The organism is Colwellia sp. NW0002-52-1, from assembly GCF_057550865.1.
Window position 1 is genome coordinate 1 of record NZ_BAAJLU010000010.1, and the last position, 21,124, is coordinate 21,124.

At 37.6% G+C, this 21,124-nt stretch carries 20 protein-coding genes; 13 read left to right on the forward strand and 7 right to left on the reverse strand.

Annotated elements, in window-relative coordinates:
- Positions 1-303: 303 nt before the first annotated feature.
- The gene (locus AC27H3_RS11105; protein ID WP_487106209.1) at positions 304-660 is read right to left on the reverse strand and encodes a DUF2750 domain-containing protein; all 357 of its coding nucleotides are present in this window, start codon (positions 658-660) and stop codon (positions 304-306) included.
- 57 nt (positions 661-717) lie between these two features.
- Positions 718-1,296 carry an SOS response-associated peptidase gene (locus AC27H3_RS11110; RefSeq protein ID WP_487106211.1) on the reverse strand — a complete coding sequence of 193 codons (579 nt, stop codon included), beginning with the start codon at positions 1,294-1,296 and terminating at the stop codon, positions 718-720.
- 175 nt (positions 1,297-1,471) lie between these two features.
- Here AC27H3_RS11110 and AC27H3_RS11115 point away from each other — a divergent pair, with 175 nt between their 5' ends.
- Both AC27H3_RS11115 and AC27H3_RS11120 read left to right on the forward strand, forming a co-directional pair.
- Positions 1,472-2,599, forward strand: a complete 1,128-nt coding sequence (locus AC27H3_RS11115; protein WP_487106213.1) for a GNAT family N-acetyltransferase — start codon at positions 1,472-1,474, stop codon at positions 2,597-2,599.
- Between the two features lie 116 nt (positions 2,600-2,715).
- A complete protein-coding gene (locus AC27H3_RS11120; RefSeq protein ID WP_487106215.1) occupies positions 2,716-3,309 on the forward strand; it encodes a DUF938 domain-containing protein in 594 nt (197 codons plus the stop codon).
- A gap of 185 nt (positions 3,310-3,494) precedes the next feature.
- Here AC27H3_RS11120 and AC27H3_RS11125 read toward each other — a convergent pair whose 3' ends face one another.
- Positions 3,495-3,665 (reverse strand): hypothetical protein, encoded by a 171-nt coding sequence (locus AC27H3_RS11125; protein WP_198946881.1) that lies wholly within the window; start codon positions 3,663-3,665, stop codon positions 3,495-3,497.
- 52 nt (positions 3,666-3,717) lie between these two features.
- Complete coding sequence (locus AC27H3_RS11130) at positions 3,718-4,395, reverse strand: alpha/beta hydrolase (protein ID WP_487106217.1); 678 nt, start codon at positions 4,393-4,395, stop codon at positions 3,718-3,720.
- A 260-nt stretch (positions 4,396-4,655) separates the two neighbouring features.
- Here AC27H3_RS11130 and AC27H3_RS11135 point away from each other — a divergent pair, with 260 nt between their 5' ends.
- From AC27H3_RS11135 to AC27H3_RS11145, 3 genes are read left to right on the forward strand one after another with little or no spacing between them, the layout of a single operon-like run.
- Positions 4,656-7,325 carry an intermembrane phospholipid transport YdbH family protein gene (locus tag AC27H3_RS11135; protein ID WP_487106219.1) on the forward strand — a complete coding sequence of 890 codons (2,670 nt, stop codon included), beginning with the start codon at positions 4,656-4,658 and terminating at the stop codon, positions 7,323-7,325.
- Positions 7,326-7,334: 9 nt separating this feature from the next.
- On the forward strand, positions 7,335-7,517 hold the full coding sequence (locus tag AC27H3_RS11140) for a YnbE family lipoprotein (protein WP_487106221.1): 183 nt from the start codon (positions 7,335-7,337) through the stop codon (positions 7,515-7,517).
- A 9-nt stretch (positions 7,518-7,526) separates the two neighbouring features.
- Positions 7,527-7,880 (forward strand): YdbL family probable chaperone protein, encoded by a 354-nt coding sequence (locus tag AC27H3_RS11145; protein WP_487106223.1) that lies wholly within the window; start codon positions 7,527-7,529, stop codon positions 7,878-7,880.
- Between the two features lie 103 nt (positions 7,881-7,983).
- Here AC27H3_RS11145 and sigX read toward each other — a convergent pair whose 3' ends face one another.
- From sigX to AC27H3_RS11160, 3 genes are read right to left on the reverse strand one after another with little or no spacing between them, the layout of a single operon-like run.
- A complete protein-coding gene (gene sigX, locus AC27H3_RS11150) occupies positions 7,984-8,523 on the reverse strand; it encodes an RNA polymerase sigma factor SigX (protein WP_487106225.1) in 540 nt (179 codons plus the stop codon).
- 12 nt (positions 8,524-8,535) lie between these two features.
- Complete coding sequence (locus tag AC27H3_RS11155; protein WP_487106226.1) at positions 8,536-9,360, reverse strand: mechanosensitive ion channel family protein; 825 nt, start codon at positions 9,358-9,360, stop codon at positions 8,536-8,538.
- Positions 9,350-9,595, reverse strand: a complete 246-nt coding sequence (locus tag AC27H3_RS11160) for a hypothetical protein (RefSeq protein WP_487106228.1) — start codon at positions 9,593-9,595, stop codon at positions 9,350-9,352. Before AC27H3_RS11160 ends, AC27H3_RS11155 begins: the two co-directional genes overlap by 11 nt.
- 367 nt (positions 9,596-9,962) lie before the next feature.
- Here AC27H3_RS11160 and AC27H3_RS11165 point away from each other — a divergent pair, with 367 nt between their 5' ends.
- From AC27H3_RS11165 to AC27H3_RS11200, 8 genes are all read left to right on the forward strand, one after another.
- On the forward strand, positions 9,963-11,009 hold the full coding sequence (locus AC27H3_RS11165; protein WP_487106230.1) for an OmpA family protein: 1,047 nt from the start codon (positions 9,963-9,965) through the stop codon (positions 11,007-11,009).
- A 142-nt stretch (positions 11,010-11,151) separates the two neighbouring features.
- Positions 11,152-11,361, forward strand: a complete 210-nt coding sequence (locus tag AC27H3_RS11170; protein WP_487106232.1) for a hypothetical protein — start codon at positions 11,152-11,154, stop codon at positions 11,359-11,361.
- 393 nt (positions 11,362-11,754) lie between these two features.
- The gene (locus tag AC27H3_RS11175) at positions 11,755-14,100 is read left to right on the forward strand and encodes a TonB-dependent receptor (protein WP_487106234.1); all 2,346 of its coding nucleotides are present in this window, start codon (positions 11,755-11,757) and stop codon (positions 14,098-14,100) included.
- An 11-nt stretch (positions 14,101-14,111) separates the two neighbouring features.
- Positions 14,112-16,289 (forward strand): FAD-dependent oxidoreductase, encoded by a 2,178-nt coding sequence (locus AC27H3_RS11180; RefSeq protein WP_487106236.1) that lies wholly within the window; start codon positions 14,112-14,114, stop codon positions 16,287-16,289.
- Between the two features lie 5 nt (positions 16,290-16,294).
- Complete coding sequence (locus AC27H3_RS11185; RefSeq protein WP_487106238.1) at positions 16,295-17,146, forward strand: DUF547 domain-containing protein; 852 nt, start codon at positions 16,295-16,297, stop codon at positions 17,144-17,146.
- The gene (locus AC27H3_RS11190; RefSeq protein WP_487106240.1) at positions 17,133-18,674 is read left to right on the forward strand and encodes an ABC transporter substrate-binding protein; all 1,542 of its coding nucleotides are present in this window, start codon (positions 17,133-17,135) and stop codon (positions 18,672-18,674) included. Before AC27H3_RS11185 ends, AC27H3_RS11190 begins: the two co-directional genes overlap by 14 nt.
- 3 nt (positions 18,675-18,677) lie before the next feature.
- Positions 18,678-20,453, forward strand: a complete 1,776-nt coding sequence (locus AC27H3_RS11195) for an ABC transporter permease (protein ID WP_487106242.1) — start codon at positions 18,678-18,680, stop codon at positions 20,451-20,453.
- Positions 20,450-21,112, forward strand: a complete 663-nt coding sequence (locus tag AC27H3_RS11200) for an ATP-binding cassette domain-containing protein (RefSeq protein WP_487106244.1) — start codon at positions 20,450-20,452, stop codon at positions 21,110-21,112. Before AC27H3_RS11195 ends, AC27H3_RS11200 begins: the two co-directional genes overlap by 4 nt.
- Positions 21,113-21,124 lie beyond the last annotated feature (12 nt).

The following is a 21,124-nucleotide window of genomic DNA, read 5'->3' on the forward strand; positions in this document are numbered from 1 at the left end:
AGTTTTATAAGTAAGGTCGATAATTAACACATCACTATGATGCTATATGTTGGTAAAAAATTACTTTTTACCAACTAAAAACAGTAAAAACGCAGTGATAAAAGTGATAATAGAATGTTATTAACTCAGTATTTCACCAGAATTATTGTCTTGCTCTGTCAAAAACATCTTGTTTATTCAAGATAATAAACAGCCTGCTCTGGTTAGTTCTGCTTTGTTCTGTTCTATTTCACTTTATAAATAATGCTTTCAGTTACACTACTTCTAGAAACACAGCGCCATTTTAAAGATTATAGCGAAGGCTTATAACGTTTCGATCTCGGCTAAAGCTTGAGTAAACTCAGGAAGCTCTAGTTCAAAACAGTCTTCGTTTTCTTGCCAATTAAGACCAATAATAACGCCATCTTCGAGTAGGTCTTCAACCCAAAACTCCATCCAATCAGCAACAGATATAGCAGCAGGCATATAGTCTGCCCATTCTTCGACACAATGGCTTTTCGCTAATGTCTCGGTTGACCAAAGCGGCATAACTTCTGTATTTTCAAAATTTACTGAGTCAAGTACCACCCAATCTTCGCTATTTTTATCTTGTAGAGCCCAAAACTCTTGTGTGTCTTTAACTTGCTGCAAAAATGACTTTACTGTTATATCTGTACTCATTGGTTTAATTACCTTAATAACGTTTTTGATATTATACGTGAATTATAATGCTAGCGACTAGCTTGTTGTAACACTAATATACTCATCAGGTATTGCTGACATTAATCGCGATAAATTAGCTTGTGAGTTTTGAGGTGCTAGCCAGGCGTTTATGCTATCAGGTAAAATAAATACCGGCATACGATGATGATACTGCTCGCACAACTGGTTCGGTTTAGTGGTTAATGTTACCACTTGAGGCGGTGTGTTGAAGTTATGATAGCTCACTCCCGCCATAAACAAAGGAATATTCTGTGAATGACTAAAATAATATTTTTGTTTTTTACTGCCCTCTTTTCGCCACTCATACCAACCACTTACAGGAATTAAACACCGATGTGCAACAAAGGCTTTCGCAAAGGTGGGTTTAATGGCAACGGTTTCACTTTGCGCATTTATTAATAAACGTTTCGACCACGAAGGTTGAATGCCCCACTGCATATTAACTTGGCTAACATGTTCATTACTTTGCACTATGGTCGATAACAACTCACTTGGAGATAAGTTATCATTACTTTCGCTGTGAAAATTTAAGCCTATGGTGTCGCTAACAATCTTGCATAACGAAGTGTTAATAATGTTGAGCCTGCCACACATATTATTTTCCTTAATTATTGTTGAAGCGCCGAGATAGTATTAAAGATCAGCCTTGATACTAAATTTTAAAATACCTTTTAAACTAATTATGCTGTCGGTACAAATTAGAGTATACCTATTAAATAAGTCATCTGCTAAGCTGCAACGATAAGATAGATAAAGAACAGATAATTCATTGAAAATTGAAATTATAAATAACATTTCAGATATTGCTGAACAAGATTGGCAACGACTTAATACTCAACCGTCAGTATTCTCAAATTATCAATTTTTTCAGTGCTTAGAAAGCAGTGGTTCAGTATCTGCTGCTCAGGGCTGGCAACCTCATCACTTACAATTTCGAAATAACAAGAGTAATCAAGTTAATGCGCTATTGCCCATGTACGTTAAATCGCACTCATGGGGAGAATATGTTTTTGATTGGGCATGGGCTGACGCTTATCAACAACATAATGTTCCCTATTATCCGAAATTAGTTGCTACTGCACCTTTTACACCCGTTACCAGTAATAAACTTTTGTCTGATGAAATTGTACTTGCAGACACTTTTGATATATTGACTCAGCTTTGTCAGCAGCAGTCATTAAATAGCTGGCACATATTATATTGCTCGCCTGCCGAGTATAAAGCAGAAGATGTCTACCAACGCAATACCGTACAGTTTCATTGGCTTAATCGTAACTATCGAGATTTTGATGAATTTCTATCGCGCTTTACGGCCAGAAAAAGAAAAAACACCCGTAAAGAGCGTCTTTCAATCAGCCAACAAAACATTGAAGTTCGGCGCGTACTAGGTAAAGATATCAGTAAAAATGAGTTAGATTTCTTCTACTTAACTTATCAATTAACCTATATAAGACGGGGACATACGCCGCATTTGTCTTTTGAGTTTTTTCAAGCAATTATAGAAAAGTTACCTGAGAACATATTGTTAATTATTGCCCAATGCAATGGCGAAGACATTGCCTGTGCTTGGTTCTTTTTTGACGAGCAAACGTTATATGGCCGTTATTGGGGCTGCACCAAATCGTACAACAACTTGCATTTTGAATTGTGCTACTACCAAGGAATAGAATTCTGCATAGAGAACAAACTCGCTTTATTCCACCCAGGCACACAAGGTGAGCATAAAATACAACGTGGTTTTGAACCAAAACTCACCACTTCTTATCATTGGATTAAACATGACGGATTTAGACCTGCAATTAAAGCCTTTTGTTTACAAGAACAACAGCAAATGCGAGCTTATCAAGCGCAGTGTATGCAGTTACTTCCGTTTAATTCAAACGATGAAAATAGATAACAATAGATAACAATAGATAACAATAGATAACAATAGATAACAATAGATAACAACGCCACAGATAAAATAAATAAAAATTTGCACATTAAATTTAATAAAACATTGAGCATAAAATCATGAATAAACCTTTCTCACAAGCATGTGAAAATAATAAATCACCGATACTCGCCCTATTAACTCAAGCCTTGAGTAAATGTAAGACCGTATTAGAAGTTGGCTCTGGCACTGGACAACATGCGGTATATTTTGCGCCAAATATGACATGGTTAAGCTGGCAAACCAGTGATATACTTATAAATCATCAAGGTATTAGTCAATGGTTACAGGAGTATCCTGCCGGGAATTTACTCTCGCCCATTGAGCTTGATCTTAACCACCCATGGCCCATTGAAAAAGTTGACGCTATTTACACCGCCAATACATTACACATTGTCAGTTGGCCATTAGTGCAAGCCTTCTTTAAAGGCGTATCACAACATTTAAACCTGCAAGGTAAACTCTGTATTTATGGCCCTTTTAATTATCAAGGCCAATACAGTAGTGAAAGTAATGCCAGTTTTGACATTTGGCTTAAAGAGCGTGATAACGAAAGTGCCATTCGCGATTTTGAAGCTATAGTAGCACTTGCTGAACAAGCGGGTTTGACGCTAGAAAATGATCACGCCATGCCGGCTAATAATCGTTTACTGGAATTTTCGAAGACAAACTAGAGTAGATATTTATTAAAATAATACCGTAGAAATGAAAATGCGCTAATAAAAAACTAGCGCATTATTAATACTTTATAGTTAACCCCAAAGTTTAAAATAAAATTAAGTATTTAAAGACAAATCAAAAACTTAAAGTTAAATCAACTGTTGAAATCAAGCCTAAATAAATACCTAAGCTTACATGTCTAGTCTGGAGTCTTTACCGTAATTTCAATGGCTTTAGCATCGCCGGCCAACCATTTTTGTAAATACACACTCCCTACAGCTTCAGCTTTACCGGGCTCTGGCACTTCTTTGAAACGGATACTATTTTTGTTTTCTTTCTCGAAAACAAGTTTCACATTAACTTCGGGCATTATATTGTCCTGTATTTTGACTTTCGCTGTGTAGGTTAATTATTACTATTTCTTAAGCTAAGTCTAAACGCGCAACTAACCACGAAGCAATATCACGAATTTCCGTCGGATGAACACTATGCGCCATCGGGTATGTTTTCCAAGTTACTGGATAGTTTTTCTCATTTAATAATTTATTCGCCATTTTACCTACACTTAATGGCACTACATCGTCGTTTTCACCATGAAGTTGCAAAATACTGGTATTGCTATTAGCTTCGCTGAGTTGTTCTGGCAGGGCATCGGCATTGGGTAAGTAGCATGAAAGCGCCATAACGCCAGCAAGCTTTTCAGGATAACGTAAACCCGTAAACATACTAACCACACCACCTTGACTAAAGCCGGCTAAAACAATACGACTTGCCGGAATACCCGCTAAAATTTGCTCAGCAATTAAAGCATGTACTTTAACTTCAGACTCAAGCACACCTTGCATATCAGCACGGTTATGCAAATCCATACTTTTAATGTCGTACCATGAACGCATTACATAACCTTGGTTAATGGTTACTGGTTGCTCTGGTGCATGTGGGAAAATAAAACGTACCGCATGATTTTTAGGTAAACCTAGCTCTGGCACAATGGGTGAAAATCCAGCGCCTGAATCGCCTAAGCCGTGTAACCAAATAACACAGGCGGTAGCAGGTAAAGTTGGTTCGATGGTAATTCGTTCTAATGGGGCAGCAGACATGCTTCTCTCTTTATAATGGTTACAGTAAAAAATGCCGATATCATAACGTGTATAACGCACAATTAAAATATCCGCTAAGGTGAGAAAATAACAATACTACCTTAAGCTATATTCAGCTGTTGGTTTTATTCTGCGAATTTGATTGAAACTATGACTTAACACTCATAAAGTAGTTAGCCTAAGCTTGTTTACACTTCGGATAAATTCGAGCCAAAACAAAGCTAAAACAAATTTATTAAGGCAGAGACCAAATAAAAACAATGACATTAGCCAAGAAAGTTTACCTAAGCGTCGCCCTATTATTTAGCTTATTTATTATCGCTTTTATGACGTTTTACGTTGCCCGTGTAGCGATAGTAAAAAGCATTTCACAAGAGCAACTAGCGCTATATCAGGCTAATATTTCGTGTCTTGATTTCACCATCGCCAATGACTTAACACTGAACATAAAAAAGCTATGTTTAAAAACTCCGCAAGCTGATTTCGAACTCAACACGGTTAAAGTAAAGTTAGACTTAATTGCTGAGCAAAAAATTAAACATGTAGAGATTAGGTCTATGTCAATCGATGCTAACACAGCCCTACTCGATGCATTTAAAGAGCAACCAGAGGAAAACAACACGTTAAGTGCTGCACAACGACTTAATATTACCCTTACAAAACTGTCAAAGCTTCAGCTACCTTTTACCCTTAATGTTAATGAGTTTCATTATTCACCATTTAACACCAAAAGTAATAGCTATAGCGGTAAGTTTTCAGCTACCAACACCAACTTGCAATTAGCGTTAAAAGACCCGCAGCAAAAAACAGTTTTTAGCGCTAACATTTTCGAGCTTAAAAACAAGCAATTTAAAGCTGAAATCATTAGTGATTTAACCCCATTAAAAAACTTTATTTTATCGCATCAACTCCCTTTGCAAGCATCATTGTTAGATACCTTGGCATTAACGACTCTTGAAGGTTTTTTTCAAAGCGATGTAGATTATGATGCAGGAAAATTATCGATTGTAAGTCAGCTAAATAATGTAGCGATTTTATCGACTAAAGGCATTCAAACTAGCGGGCCGTTTGCGTTAAGCGGTGCGCTTAATATAAATAGCCAAATAACGCTGCCTTCCACTAGCTTATTATCTGCTAGTGACGAATTAACAAATAAATCTGCTAATGTTGATCTTGAATTTAAAAAGCAGAACCGTTTACAGCTTAAGTTTAGCCCTCAAAATTTACTGGATTATTTAAAGCAAGAGGCGTTTTCAAATGAACTTACCACGCTTTTAGCTGACAACCCCTTTGAACAAATAGCAGTAACCCCAGAAGGCAAGTTAACTTACAACCTGAACAATCATAAAATATCCTTGTCGACGTTAATCCTAGCGGCAAAAAACGACAAACAAAAACATCAACTTGCTTTAAACAATATTAAAGTAGATATAGCGCACTTTCTAAGACATAAAAACCTACAAAAACCACTTCACCAAAATGCAATGGATGAAACTAAAAACGCGGTTTACTTAGACTTTAAACTTAACAGTCCTTTAATTATTAATGCACTGAAAAACTATAGTCAATCTCCAGTCGAGTTATTATTACAAGGCTCTTTTGAACAAGACTCACTGAAAAGCAAAATACACTTTGATGAAAGCTCCACCATAACAGGTAATAATATCATTGGATTTAGCGCCGAAAAAACAACAGATAAAAATCGACTTGCGATTAAACAAGTTACAACAAAAGTACAAGGTGATATTAAAGTATCAACCCGAGTAAAAAGTAGTAATAACACTCAGAGTAATAACCAGGAAAATCACCAACCGCCTATTAGTTTGAATTTAAGTCTTAATACTCAAGCTAAAAAATTACGCTATGCCAATATTGCCGAAATAAAAACGCTATCATTAAGTAGCGGTATTACAGGGAGTTTTGACGATATTAAATTACAGACTTCAATTATTGCTGACAGTCTACTCTTGGGTGAGTTGAAGGTATCTGGCGCGGTAGAAAAACCGAAAATTTCGCTCGCAGTAAATCAACTGCCCCTAACAGACTTACTCGCGCTTAATATTAAATTACCGACAGAAATTAATTTAGTGGCGGGTACATTAAGTTATAGTGTGAACGGTCAAGTTATTGATTTAAATAATTTTCAAGACTCCACTTTCGAGCTATCTTTGCATGTATCATCACTTAGTGGCGAAGTAGCCGACATTTGGATCCAAGAATTAAATTGGCAACAGAACTTCAAATTTTTAAACAATGAACTGAGCTCAATCGACGGCACGAATAAAACAAGACAAGATAACCTCACCATTGCACTGATAGAAACACCAACGCCAGTATCTCAGTTTTCAATTAACACCCATTGGCACTATCAAAAAGAGTTTAAAATTTCAGCCACTAACCTTAAAGGTGATATTTTAGGCGGTAGCTTTGCCATTCCTAAAATACAATGGCCACTTCAGCATGATCATTCAGTTGACGTTCAGCTTACTCATATAGACTTAGCACAAGTGTTGGCGTTAGATAAAAAGCAAGGTATTGTGGTTACTGGTGATATCTCAGGGCAATTACCTATTCTTTTTGATGGTGAAAAGTACACGATAGAAAAAGGCGAATTGCATAATGTGAGTAATGGCTTAATTCAAGTCAAAGACAACCCAGCGGTAGCAAAGCTCAAAGCTAATAATACGCAATTACAGTTAGCGTTTGATGCGCTACAAAACTTACATTATCATCAGCTGTCTTCTGATGTTTCTATGGCAGATGATGGCTATATGTTGTTGGAAACGGTTATTAAAGGTCGAAACCCTGACATCGACAACGATGTAAACCTGAACTTAAATTTAAGTTATGACCTATTAGGCTTGCTGGAATCAATATCAATTACCAAACAATTTGAAGAACGTATTCTCAAAGGTTTACAAAAACATTAAGGAGTTTCTATGAAAAAAGCACTATCGATAATAATCGCTGTGTTAATCATAAGCGGTTGTACACACAGGGTAGAAGTTAGCGCAAAAGAACCTATTACCATTAACTTAAACCTAAAAATTGATCATGAGATTAAAGTAAAAGTAGACAAACAACTTGATGATATTTTTAGTGACGATAGCGACATATTTTAAGGAGTGATCATGAACAAACTTATAAACAACTTAACAAGCATATCTAAAAGAATTACTGGTGTAATATTAGCCAGTTCAATAGCTTTTTCCGCATGGGCTATGTCGCTTGACGATGCAAAGCAGCAAGGTTTAGTTGGCGAAATGCAAAATGGTTACCTAGGTGTTGTGGTCGATAGTGCTCAAGCACAAAGTTTAGTGAATGAGGTAAACGAAAAACGTAAAAACATTTATCTTAACTTAGCTCGAAAAAACAAAATAACTCTTGAGCAAGTCACGGCTCTGGCAGGTAATAAAGCGGTTAGCAAAACCCAGTCTGGTCATTTTATTCAAAACTCAGCAGGTAAGTGGGTAAAAAAACAATAATCAATTTATAAAGGGGCAAATTAATGCCCCTTTTAACTAGCTACCTTGGTTGTGTTAACCGCTCAATAATGACTTAATGTATTTATTTAGCTTTTCTAATCTACTATTGCTCAGAGCTCATATGACTGGTCAAGTACTCAAGTACCCTTTTGTGACGCATTTTTACCGCGGATAATTTTATCTCACAAATATCGGCAATTTCCTGAAAATCTAACCCTGTACGATAACGCAATAGCATAATATTACGATCGTCAAAAGATAAGCTGTCTATCATGGTGGCAAGCACTGAATTAATATCGTTTTCTGATGGTTGTTCAGCTTCCAAGCTATCAAGGTAGTCATCATCATATTGCATAATATCCCAACGACGCTCTCTTATTTTATTAATACATTCGTTGTGAGCAATTTTAAATAACCAAGATTGAAACGATACTAGCCACTTAAATCCGTTTAAGTTTGTTAAGGCTTTAATAATAGTTTCTTGTACAGCTTCTTCTGCATCAGGCTGATTGCCAAGCACCTTTACACAATAGCCTTTTAATTTAGGCAGGTATGGTGTGATCAGCTGCTGAAAATAGCGCGTATCATAAGGTAAACTCTCTTGCACTAAGGCAACGAGCTGGCGTTCGTTGAATGAACTCAAATCAACAATAACCTATTGCTTAGTCACTTTATTTGCTAACAAAAAGGTATTAGGCACGGTAATTATCACTTCATTTTCACCTATAACTTTACTAGCAACACTACCAATAGAAACCAACGTACCTTTAACTTCTTCAACTTCAAGGTTGTCGCCAGCTTTATACATATCTCTTAGGTAAACGCCCGCAACAATTTCTTGAGCCATCGACTTTGTACCTATACCTAAAGAAATAGCGGCAGCTAAGCCCACACTGGCAATTATTACCGAAATAATACTGTTTAGTAACCACACATCAATATCAAGTTGAGTGATAGACAGTGAAACGGTAATAATAATAATGATACCACGACAAACCTCCGCCACAGAACGGCCGTAATCAACTCCTGTATTTTTAGAGGCAATTTTCACCGCGTTATAAACGATTTGCGCGGTAAAAAAACCACAAAGCAATACCGCTAATGCAGCCAGCAACTTAGGTAAAAACAGTACCAAGGTATCAATTAAGCCTGACAACATATCAAGGCCGACAATATCTAATGCTGCTAATAGAAATATCAAAAAGATAAAGAATGAAATTAGACTAGCGACTACTTGGCTGCCCTGAACTTTTAAGTCCATTTTTTTCAGCAAAGCCCCTAAACCTAGCTTATCTAAAAAGCTATTAAAGCCGATTTTAATTAATGATTTATTCAGTAAGCGCTTAATTAAATTTGCAATAACCCAACCAACAAGTAAAAAAACTAATGCGACAATTAAATCAGGCAGAAAAGTAACAACTTTATGCCAAACGGCAATAAGACCATTGAAAGTTTTTTCTGTAATATCTTCATTTTCCATTATTTTTTACGCCTTTATTCGCCTGATTTTTTAAAGTTGGCTTTAATACATTAATAAACAACCCAGCAAAAACCACCCAAATAGAGGCCATACCGAGTGAAATTAAGTCTTTACTGCCTTGTTTTACATTGGCTGTAACCTCAGCCCGTTCAAATAACTCTTCATCTGACAAAACAAAAGCAATATCATCTTCACGCTGAAGCGCCTTTGTTAAGTTCTGTTCTATATTATTCATTTTATTCCCCTAGCTAAAACTTACCTGCTATTACAACAACGATTTGTAAAGTAAAAAGTCACAATAATTTTATTTTTTTAGTAACAGAAAACCGTCCTTTACAGCATTGGGCGCGATTCTACGCTACTTAGTTGCAGACTTCTCAGTAATTAATTGAGAAATATCTAATTAATTTTGATCTTAATCAAAACTTACAACGTAATGGCAGTCGAAGTATTAGATATTTTTTGTTAATACTAGATTTTAAAATTTAAAAAATTATTAAATTTAAAATAAATTAAATTAATTTGTGACTTTCTTCTGACTCACTCGTTATACAAATCAGAAATTAATAAAAATTTATTTACACTTAAACAAGGAATTACCAATGAAAGCATTTAAAGTCTCTCTACTTGCAGCACTTATCAGCTCACCACTAGCTGCACAAAACATTGATAAAACATGGGAATTAGGCGTGTTTGGCGAATATATGAAGTCAGACACTAACAAAGAAACAAACTTAGACTGGGATCGTATCGAAGCCGGTAAAACTATTGGTCTTGATTTACAAAAAGTTATTAACGATTACTGGGATGTACGTGTTGAACTTGCTAAAACGCGCTATGACGTAAACAACGGTGGCGATAAAGACTACGGTATCCGTGGTGGTATCGACGCTATTTACAAACTAGAAGACAGCAATATCTATATGTTTGCTGGTGTAAAACGTTTTAGCAACGTAAGAAGCTACAACGCCGTAAATGTTGGCGCTGGTTACAACTTCCCAGTGAACGATCGTTTATCATTTTATACAGAAGCCGCTGTTTATAAAGATGTAGACTATGGCTTTATCGACCAAGGCTTAAAATTAGGTCTTAAATATGCATTTGGTGATGTTAAACAAGCACCAGTAATGGCAAAGCCTAAAGCTGCTGAGCCTGTAGCTCAAGCTGTTGTTACCGTTTTAGATTCTGATAACGATGGTGTTGCTGACAATGTTGACCGTTGTGCGAATACTCCATCAACAGTTAAAGTAGATTCTAAAGGTTGTACTTTATACTCTGAACATGCCGTTGAAATTAAGCTTAACATTGCTTTTGCTAACAACAGCTCAGTAATTCAACCTGCGTTAGTTGACGATATTAGACGTTTAGCTGATTTCATGAATGAATATACTCGTACTTCAGTTGAAATTGAAGGCCATAGCTCTGCTCCTGGTGACGACGCTTACAACTTAATGCTTTCACAAAAACGTGCAGACGCAGTTAAGAGTGTTTTAGTTAATAAGTTTAACATTGACGCTAGTCGTTTAACGTCTAAAGGCTACGGTGAGACTCAGTTATTATCTACAGAAAACACACGTACAGCGAATCAATTAAACCGTCGTGTAGTAGCTAAAATCGAAACTAGTGCAAAAAAAGTAGTTACTAAATAAGCATTATTAATTAACAAGAGCGAACGTAATAATTCGCTCTTGAATTAATTATTTATTTAAAACATATATATACCCAATTTAAATGCTGGTAGATTCCTAGCGAGTAAATAAGTTGGGTATTTTTTAAATTAAAAGGTTTATGATGAAAAAAATAAGCAAAACAACGTTAGATTTTATTAATGAAAATATTAATATAAATGCCCAAGCATCGTCATACCCGCTTCGAAAACAACATGATATTACTGACACTCCTACTAAAGGCAGTGCTCCTCAGTTAAATTCACAGCCAACAACATCTTCTTCATCGCCTGCTTGTTTGGCAACACTTAAAATTGCTGAAAACTATAGCTAGCAAATTAAACCAATAAGTATTTCCTAAAAGCTTTACTTCAAGCCACTCCCCTTTTCTTCCTAATAAAACTCTGTTTTGACCAAAATGCCATATAGAAAGTATAAATAATTAAATTACACACAAAATTAAACCTTAATTATATATTTTCTGACTTTTCAGTTTTCAACATACAGTAAATTCGCTGTAACCCTTGTATTAATTCTCCTAACGTGAGTCTTTAACAGCTTTATGTCATCAGTTTAATGAACTAAAATCAGCATTAAACGTATTGTTACTTAACTGCGCTTGAAATTTATTAGTTTTAATTCAGGTCTAGTCACCCATAGCACTTTTTAAGTCATTATATTAAGTAATTTTGACCATGATTAATAACAAAAAATTAGGTATAAAAAAATGAAGTACAGTTTAGTCGCTCTGAGTATTCACTTGTTTTTTCAAACTCAAATAGCCAATGCACAAGAAACAGAAAAAACAGACGTTGAAGTACTAGAAGTCTCAGGGCAACGTATTATTAACCATGGTTTTTCGCCAAAAAACACATCTGTGAACGGTCCGTTCGGTGATGACTTAGGCTTAGCTGATATTGCGCGCTCAATGACACCAATTACCAGCGCTATGATGGAACAATTAAACATAACTGATTTGCAAGATATCTTAGCCATTACACCAAGCAGTTACTCCGCAAGTGGTTTTGGTGCACCAAGCCTACCAACATTACGGGGGCAACTAGGCGAACTATTCCAAGATGGAATGCGTCGTCAAGCCGGTAATAATGGCTTTGGTGTACCACTTTCTTTTAACTCAGTTGAGCAACTAGATGTTATTAAAGGTGCGCCACCGGTATTATTTGGTAGTAGTCAGCGTAATGGCGGCTTTGTAAATTTACAATCTAAACGAGCTTCAACACAAGAAAGTGCCGCAAAAGTAAAGTTTACTGCCGGTCGTTGGGACCACTATAGTGCACAACTTGATATTTCAGCGCCTATTGTCGAAGGTGAAAGTGGCTTTAGAATTAGCGCTGAGCATATTGACAATGGTAGCTTTTACGATCATTCAAGCTTCGAGAGCGACAGCATCTTTGCTGCATTTAGATACCTACCTAATGAAAAAAGCACGTGGGACATCAACGTTGAGTATTATCAAGTAGAGTTTACCGACAATGCAGGTATTAATCGCCCGACACAAGCACTCATCGATCATGGTTTATATATTACTGGCCAAGGTGTGCAACCTAACGGCAGCCTAATACCGGGCGCTGGCGCTATCGTATCACCTACCGGACAAGTAAAATTAAGTCGCAGTACCGTTTTAACAGATCCTGACAATGCCAACGAAGCTGAAACTTTTCTTTTACATAGCATATACACTTATGAATTAAGTGGGCAAACTCGATTAAAAAACAGCACTTATTATCAGCACTTAACACGCGATGAAGTTGCACAAAACAGCTTTGTAGAGATTATTGATGCCGCCGATACCGCTCAAAACCGATTAGAGTTAAGTCATGACTGGAACAACGAACAGCAAACTATTTTAGCTTTTGATGTACGTTACAACAAGGTTCGTGGTTTTAGTCAGTTTACTACTGAGGCTGACGATCCAATCGATTTAACTGGGCCGATTGAAAACCGACGCATTCCTCTAACCCCAGAACAACAAGCTAGACTCGTTGAACTCAGACCAGGTGTATTTGTTTCTCCTGGCGGGCAATATGATATTAATAACGATAATGTTGGCGATTTTTCATTATCTGATACTACCGACTCAACTAGCTGGCAAACAGGCTTTGCTATTCAACAAGACAGTCAATGGAGCGAGCGTTTACGCACAAACTTTGGTTACCGTATCGACTTTTACGATGTTGAAGCTAAAGACCCTATTGCACCTGCAGGGCAAGTTGCGGCACGAGATAGTATCAATGAAATACTTCATTCAGGCCAAGCTAGCATTAATTATAAACTTAGATCAGATTTAACCATTTATGCCGCCACCAGTTACAACGAAGCTACATCAAACAGTATGGCAGGGGGGAATTCTCTCGGTTCTGATAACTTAATTAGTGAGCAAAATTTTGCTACTGAAAACACCTTAAATGAATTTGGTATTAAATACATCCCAGACAATAGCGCTTGGTATGTTGATGGCTCTATATTTAATCAACGCCGTAGTTTACGTAATCGCGATGGCAGTAACACAGGTATAAAAACTAAAGGGGTTGAATTACAAATTTTTTATGATGCTGCTCCCTACTGGTTTAACGTGAGTTATAGCTACCTTGATGCACGATATGACAACTCAGCGAGCAGCCAAAGTTCATCGCAAATAGCCGATGCCTTTGATAATTCGCGCCCCGATATTATTCAAGGTACGAGCGTTGGTGCACCAAGCTTTACTGCATTTGCACCATCCACTAGACGTGTTCAAGGTATTCCAGAACAATCTTTAAGTGTTAATGGTGGTATTTATCTTACCGAGTTTTGGCAAGCAGGTTTTGCCGCTTTATATACCTCTAGCTACCCATTAGACTTTTTAGCTACGGTTAACATTCGAGATCAATACACCTTAGGTCTGAATACCAGTTATACCCTAGCCGAAAACACTAAAGTACGCTTTGATATAAACAACATAACGAATCAAAAAAACTGGCGCCCTGTTTTTGAAGGCGGATACTTTGGCTCTACCCTGGTTTTTCCAGAGTTACCAATTAATGCCAAACTTACAGTAACTTATAGCTTTTAAGGACCCATACCATGTTTAAAAAAATATTATTATTAGTGATTGCCATTACTTTAGTGGCATTGTTTTTTCACTATGATTTAAACCAATTGTTAACCCTGGATGGCTTAAAAGGCTCGATGGATCAATTTGGCGAGTGGCGCGAGCAATCACCGCTATTGGTTATTGGTGGTTTCTTTGCTTTATATATTCTAGTTACGGCGTTGTCTTTGCCAGGTGCAGCCATTTTAACGTTAGCCGCAGGCGCTTTATTTGGTTTAGTTGAAGGTTTTATTATTGTTTCATTTGCTTCAAGCATTGGCGCATTACTAGCCTTTTTAGTTTCACGTTATTTATTGCGTGACAGCATTAAAAGAAAATTTCCTGAACGTTTGAAGGCTATTGATGAAGGCGTACAAAAAGAAGGCGCATTTTATCTATTTACCTTGCGCTTAGTTCCTGTATTTCCATTCTTTTTAGTTAATTTATTAATGGGTGTTACCGGTATAAAAGCTTGGACATTTTACTGGGTAAGCCAACTAGGTATGCTAGCTGGCACGGTAGTTTATGTTAACGCCGGCACACAACTAGCTGATATAGAAAGCTTGTCAGGTATTTTATCACCTAAGCTTATATTCTCTTTTGTTTTACTCGGGCTTTTACCTTTAATTGGCAAAGCTATTGTTAACAAAATAAAGCAACGCAAAGTCTATAAAAAATGGCAAAAACCTAAAAAGTTTGACCGTAACTTACTCGTTATCGGCGCAGGTGCCGGTGGTTTGGTAACAAGCTACATAGCTGCTGCAGTTAAAGCGAAAGTTACCTTAATAGAAGCCGGCGAAATGGGCGGTGACTGTTTAAACTATGGCTGTGTGCCAAGTAAAGCTATTATTAAAAGTGCTAAAATTGTAGACCAAATCAAACACGGTGAAAATTACGGTTTAGAGAACGTAACACCACAATTTTCGTTTAAAAAAGTAATGGCACGTGTGCATCAAGTTATTGCTGATATTGCCCCACACGACAGTGTTGAGCGTTACACTGACTTAGGTGTAGAAGTAATAAAAGGTTACGGAAAGTTAATTAACCCATGGACGGTAGAAATTAAACTTAACGATGGCACCATGCAAACCCTAACCGCACGTAGCATTGTTATAGCAACAGGCGCTCGCCCATTTGTACCGCCATTACCGGGTATTGAAGAGAGTGGTTATGTTACCAGTGACACGTTATGGACAGAGTTTGCCAAGCTAGATACCGCGCCTAAAAAATTAGTCGTGTTAGGCGGTGGGCCTATCGGTAGTGAACTTGCACAAAGCTTTGCACGTTTAGGTTCAGAGGTTATACAGATTGAAATGGCTGATCGTATTATGATCAGAGAAGACCTTGAAGTCTCTGAGTTTGCTAGCCAGTCGTTACAAAAAAGTGGCGTAAATATTCTAACCTCACACCAAGCTTTACGTTGTGAACAACGTGATGGTAAGAAATTCATCATTGTTAAAAACCTTAAGCACGAACAAGGTTCAGCGCAAGAAGAAGAAATGGCGATAGAATACGACGAGTTATTGTGCGCTGTTGGCCGTTCTGCCCGTTTAAAAGGTTATGGTCTTGAAGAACTAGGTATTGAAACTAACCGAACGATTCAAACCAATGATTATTTAGAAACTTTATACCCTAATATTTTTGCTGCCGGTGATATTGTAGGTCCTTATCAATTTACTCACGTTGCTGCTCATCAGGGTTGGTATGCTGCGGTTAATGCTTTATTTGGTACCTTTAAAAAGTTCAAAGTAGATTATCGTGTTATTCCTTGGGCAACTTTTATTGACCCTGAGGTCGCTCGTGTGGGTATTAACGAACAAGAAGCAATCGAGCAAGGCATTGACTATGAAATTACTCGCTTTGATTTTGAAGAGTTAGACCGTGCAATTACTGACAGCGCAGCTAATGGCTTTATTAAAGTGATCACGCCAAAAGGAAAAGACAAAATTTTGGGTGTGACTATTGTTTCTGAGCATGCTGGTGATTTAATAGCAGAGTTTGTATTAGCAATGAAGCACGGCTTAGGCTTGAACAAAATATTAGGCACTATTCACAGTTACCCAACATGGGCTGAAGGTAATAAATATGCTGCCGGTGAATGGAAACGTAACCATGCTCCTGAAACAGTTTTAAGTTGGTTAGAGAAGTACCACACTTGGAAACGAGGTTAATCGTTATGGTTAAAACGAAATACAAGCGATTAACTACCCAGATTAAATCCTTGCAATTAGCTTTATTGCTGTTGCTAACTGGAGTTTTTAGCGCCATAAGCGTGGCGCAAGAGCCTTTGCACCATGCTTTACATCAGCCATGGCAAGCATTATTAGCTCAACATGTTAAGCCAATAAATAATGGTCATTCAAGCCAGGTAGATTACGCCGGTTTTAAAAGCGAACGCGTGCAGTTAAAAACTTATTTAGCGGCGCTAGGCGCTGTTGACGAGACAGTATTTTCACAATGGTCAGCGGCCAAGCAATTAGCCTTTTTAATTAATGCTTACAATGCTTGGACGGTTGAATTTATTTTAACCGCTTATCCTGATATCGAATCAATAAAAGATTTGGGCAGTTTTTTTAGTTCACCGTGGAGTAAAAAATTTATTCCTTTATTAGGCGAAACACGAAGCTTAGATAATATTGAGCACGAATTAATTCGTGGTGACAATAAATATGGCGACCCGCGTATTCACTTTGCCGTTAACTGTGCCAGTATTGGCTGCCCTGCTTTGCGTGAGGAAGCTTATACTGCGGACAAATTAGAGCAACAATTAAGTGAACAAACTGTGCGCTTTTTAACGGATACCAGCCGAAATCGCTTTAACGAAGATAGCATCGAGCTTTCTGCTATTTTTAAATGGTATGGCGATGACTTCACCTTAGGTTTTCGTGGCAGTAATTCTTTATCCGCATTTATATTGCTTTATCATCAAGCATTAAATTTAACGTCAGCACAACAAGCATTATTAAGCTCTGATGATATGGATAAGAAGTTTTTAAATTACGATTGGGCGCTCAATGCTGTTAAATAAGCTACAGCAGTTAATGTTCAGTAAAAAGAGTCGTTTATCGACTCTTTTTGTTTACTTCCTTCTGAGCAAATTTGTTGTTGTATTAACCAATATCCGAACACTGGGCTTGAGAAAGCAATATGCTAAACAGCCAAAAACCTCGTTTCCAAAAACCTATATCTATAGATTTTGGCTGTTAATAATCATTGTTGTAATAAAGTTTCTAGCCTTACTTTCCTTATCAACATTGAGTTATGCTCAATCTACATCGGTAAAAACAGCTGTTCAAACCGCTATATTTGCACAAGAAACCACAGCAAAAAACACTTTAAAAATAACAAGCGACTCTCCTAGAGCAGCGCAATGGAATACCATAGAAAAATTAGGGAAGAATCAGCCCGTATACTTCCATGCTTGGGGTGGTGATCCACAAATTAATAGTTACATTCAATGGCTAGCGACCCGAGTTAAACAATTGCATAACATAGATTTACACCATGTAAAACTCACCGACACCAGTGAAGCCGTAAGTCGCGTGTTAGCGGAGAAATCAGCAGAAAATCACCAACAAGGACAAGTTGATTTGGTTTGGATAAACGGCCAAAACTTTGCATCAATGGCTAAGTACCAACTACTAACAAAAAACTGGGTTGAACAATTACCAAACTTTAGCTTAACAAACCCAACCGAAAACGAAGCGATGACCCGCGATTTTGGTTTGCCTACACAAGGCATGGAGGCACCATGGGGACAAGCATCACTAACGTTTTATTACACGCCTGAACATAGCAATAGTGTTGATTTCACAAAGAGTAGCTATCTAGAAAGTACTCAAAGTGCACCTAAAAACATTCATCAATTACTCGATTGGGCTGAGAAAAACCCAGGTCGATTTACTTATCCTAAACCTGCTGATTTTTTATCATTAAGTTTTTTAAAGTATGCTTTAATCACTTTAAATCAAGATAAGAATGAACAGATAAAATCAGGATTATACCAAGCCGTTACACCACAAAGCCAAGCTACTTTGTTACCTGTTTTATGGCGTTACTTAGATAAACTGCACCCATATTTATGGCGTAAAGGGCAATATTTTGTTACCAGTGGTACCGCATTGCAAAGACTTGTTGGCGACGGTGAAATTCAATTAGGCTTTACCTTTTCTGCCGCACAAATTCCGGCCTCGGTTAATCGCTATAATTTACCAAAGCAAACACGTAGCTTTGTTATGCAAGATGGTAGCTTAAGCAATATTCACTTTGTTGCTTTACCTTATAATGCCGCCAATAGTAACTCAGCAAAAGTTGTTGCTAATTTTATGCTGAGTGTTGAAGCACAAGCAAAAAAACAACAAGCCCACGTTTGGGGTGACAGCACGGTTATCGATATCTCGCAATTAGCGCCAGAGCAACAAAAACTATTCAACTCAAATAAACCACACCCAAGTGCGTTACCTGTTAGTAGTAAAATAAAAGCGTTAAGCGAACCTCACCCTAGCTGGTCGAAACTCATTGGTGTTGAGTGGCTAAAACGTTATGGGGCGCAATAATTTATGAGCCATGCTTTTATCGCTCAACCTCAGGAACCACATAAAACTAAAGCCAGTGTTCGGTTTTTTAGTGCGCTGGTTAAATTTAGCCCTAAACTACTTATGGCTATATTAATTTTACCAGTGCTTGGCGGTTTGCTTGGCGTGATTTTACCGGCCTTTGGTTGGCTGCCAGCATTAGATAAAACACAGTTTAATTTGCAAGGCTTTGAACAGCTAATACAAACGCCAGGCATAATAAAAATGATAGCGTTGAGTTTTTTTAGCAGTATTGTTAGTGGTTTGCTAGCTTTCGTTATTACCTTGTTACTATTAGCGACCTATTTTGATAGCCCTTGGTTGGCGCGTATTCAAAAGCTATTAGGACCTATTCTCGTTATACCTCATGCAGCAGCCGCTATCGCCATTGCATTTTTAATCGCGCCATCAGGTATGATCGCCAGACTCCTGTCGCCATGGCTAACGGGATGGCAAAGTCCAGTTGATTGGCTATTTCCTCACGACCCTTACGGCATCAGCATTATTATGGGGTTAACGTTAAAAGAATTACCGTTTTTATTACTGATGACGCTAAGTGCTATTGCACAGCCAGCGCTCAATAGTAAATTACGTGCACAATATCGACTTGCGCTTAGTTTAGGTTATTACCCAATGACCGCTTTTTTCAAAGCAGTATTACCAAATATATATCCGTTAATGCGTTTACCTATATTAGCCATTCTAGCTTACGCCAGTGCAAGTGTAGAAATGCCATTAATACTCGGACCAAACACACCACCAACATTAGCCGTGGCGATTATAAATTGGTTTCATGACGTTGATTTAAGCCTGCGAATAAAAGCCTCGGCGGGCGCATTATTACAACTATTGATTACCGTTGCTGTACTCATTACCTGGTGGTTATTAGAAAAAATTACGCTAGCCATAACCTGTAAACCCCTTAGCAATGGTAAACGAAATTACGGCGATGCTTTTATTGCTAAAAGCATGCAGATTTTTACTGTTTTTTTGATAAGCACTATCGCGCTAGCTCTACTCGGCATGATATTTTGGTCGTTTGCAGGCTACTGGCAGTTTCCGCAAGCTATGCCTGATCAATGGGTCTTACTGCATTGGCAATCTGCTTTACAACAAGTACAAACACCTATTATAAACTCTCTTAGCATTGCTTTAGTATCAACAAGTGTTGCTGTTATTTTAACTTTGCTAACCTTAGAATATGAAAAACAAAACGGATCTCAGCTTTCCAACTACAGCAGCTTAATTATTTATTTACCGATGATGATACCTAGCATTGCTTTTTTGTTTGGCTTAGTTTGGTTACAAGAAACCTTGCACGCTAACGCGACCTTTATTAATGTTTCCTTAGCGCATTTATTATTTGTTTTACCTTATGTATTTTTATCGTTAGCGGTGAGTTATCGCCGACTCGATCCCCGTTATGCCCAAGTAGCGGCAAGTTTAGGGGCATCACCATTAAAAATATTTATCCAGGTAAGTTTACCCCAACTACTTATTCCTATTTTAATGGCGAGTGCTTTAGGGCTAGCCGTTAGTTTTAGTCAATATTTACCTACTTTACTTGTTGGCGGTGGCCGATTAAATACCGTAACCACTGAAGCCGTCAGCTTAGCTAATGGCGCTAGTCGCCGCACAAGTGCAGTTTATGCACTGATACAAATGCTACTACCTGCTATCGCTTTTTCAATGATATGGCTAGTGTCAACATGGCAAAATAAACAAAGAGCACAAAAGATGAAAACCGAGGTCAGCTTATGAGCCCCACTAATGAGCACAACAGTTTATACATTGAAAATTTAACCATATCGCGAGATAAAACGCCGCTATTATCACTTAATGAAACAATCAGAGGTGGTGAGGTGTTAACGATTATGGGACCTTCAGGTAGTGGTAAGTCGACCTTGTTAAACTGGCTAACAGGCCAGTTACCTAAAGGGTTTAATGCCGATGGAAAAGTACATTTAAATGGCATTAATATTTCTCACACGCCAAGCTACCAACGTCATATAGGTTTATTGTATCAAGATGCCTTGTTGTTTCCGCATTTATCTGTTGCCGATAACATCGCTTTTGCGATGCCAAAAGGCGATAAAAAAGCTCGGGCAACTAAAATTAGTTTCGCCCTTGCTGAGGTTGGCTTAGCCGGTTTAGATCATCGTCACCCTGACAGTTTGTCAGGCGGGCAACAAGCGCGTGTTGCACTCTTAAGGGTGTTATTAAGCCAGCCAAAGGCTATATTATTAGATGAAGCATTTAGCAAGTTAGATAGCCAATTACGCCAAGAAACTCGTGAACTCGTATTTGAGCAAATTAAGCAGCACAAGTTACCCGCAATAATGGTAACCCATGATGAGTCAGATGCGATTGCCGCTAATGGTAAAGTGATTAATTTGCAGATAAATCAACAAACTAATTAGTAACATCAACAT

What these genes read in the sequence shown, in the direction of transcription:
- AC27H3_RS11155 (WP_487106226.1), bottom strand. Translation starts at nt 9,360, where the DNA reads ATGGAAAATGAAGATATTACAGAAAAAACTTTCAATGGTCTTATTGCC.
- AC27H3_RS11170 (WP_487106232.1), top strand. Translation starts at nt 11,152, where the DNA reads ATGAAAAAAATAAGCAAAACAACGTTAGATTTTATTAATGAAAATATT.
- AC27H3_RS11110 (WP_487106211.1), bottom strand. Translation starts at nt 1,296, where the DNA reads ATGTGTGGCAGGCTCAACATTATTAACACTTCGTTATGCAAGATTGTT.
- AC27H3_RS11135 (WP_487106219.1), top strand. Translation starts at nt 4,656, where the DNA reads ATGACATTAGCCAAGAAAGTTTACCTAAGCGTCGCCCTATTATTTAGC.
- AC27H3_RS11125 (WP_198946881.1), bottom strand. Translation starts at nt 3,665, where the DNA reads ATGCCCGAAGTTAATGTGAAACTTGTTTTCGAGAAAGAAAACAAAAAT.
- AC27H3_RS11160 (WP_487106228.1), bottom strand. Translation starts at nt 9,595, where the DNA reads ATGAATAATATAGAACAGAACTTAACAAAGGCGCTTCAGCGTGAAGAT.
- AC27H3_RS11175 (WP_487106234.1), top strand. Translation starts at nt 11,755, where the DNA reads ATGAAGTACAGTTTAGTCGCTCTGAGTATTCACTTGTTTTTTCAAACT.
- AC27H3_RS11120 (WP_487106215.1), top strand. Translation starts at nt 2,716, where the DNA reads ATGAATAAACCTTTCTCACAAGCATGTGAAAATAATAAATCACCGATA.
- AC27H3_RS11200 (WP_487106244.1), top strand. Translation starts at nt 20,450, where the DNA reads ATGAGCCCCACTAATGAGCACAACAGTTTATACATTGAAAATTTAACC.
- AC27H3_RS11130 (WP_487106217.1), bottom strand. Translation starts at nt 4,395, where the DNA reads ATGTCTGCTGCCCCATTAGAACGAATTACCATCGAACCAACTTTACCT.
- AC27H3_RS11195 (WP_487106242.1), top strand. Translation starts at nt 18,678, where the DNA reads ATGAGCCATGCTTTTATCGCTCAACCTCAGGAACCACATAAAACTAAA.
- AC27H3_RS11140 (WP_487106221.1), top strand. Translation starts at nt 7,335, where the DNA reads ATGAAAAAAGCACTATCGATAATAATCGCTGTGTTAATCATAAGCGGT.
- AC27H3_RS11165 (WP_487106230.1), top strand. Translation starts at nt 9,963, where the DNA reads ATGAAAGCATTTAAAGTCTCTCTACTTGCAGCACTTATCAGCTCACCA.
- AC27H3_RS11180 (WP_487106236.1), top strand. Translation starts at nt 14,112, where the DNA reads ATGTTTAAAAAAATATTATTATTAGTGATTGCCATTACTTTAGTGGCA.
- AC27H3_RS11185 (WP_487106238.1), top strand. Translation starts at nt 16,295, where the DNA reads ATGGTTAAAACGAAATACAAGCGATTAACTACCCAGATTAAATCCTTG.
- AC27H3_RS11105 (WP_487106209.1), bottom strand. Translation starts at nt 660, where the DNA reads ATGAGTACAGATATAACAGTAAAGTCATTTTTGCAGCAAGTTAAAGAC.
- AC27H3_RS11190 (WP_487106240.1), top strand. Translation starts at nt 17,133, where the DNA reads ATGCTGTTAAATAAGCTACAGCAGTTAATGTTCAGTAAAAAGAGTCGT.
- AC27H3_RS11145 (WP_487106223.1), top strand. Translation starts at nt 7,527, where the DNA reads ATGAACAAACTTATAAACAACTTAACAAGCATATCTAAAAGAATTACT.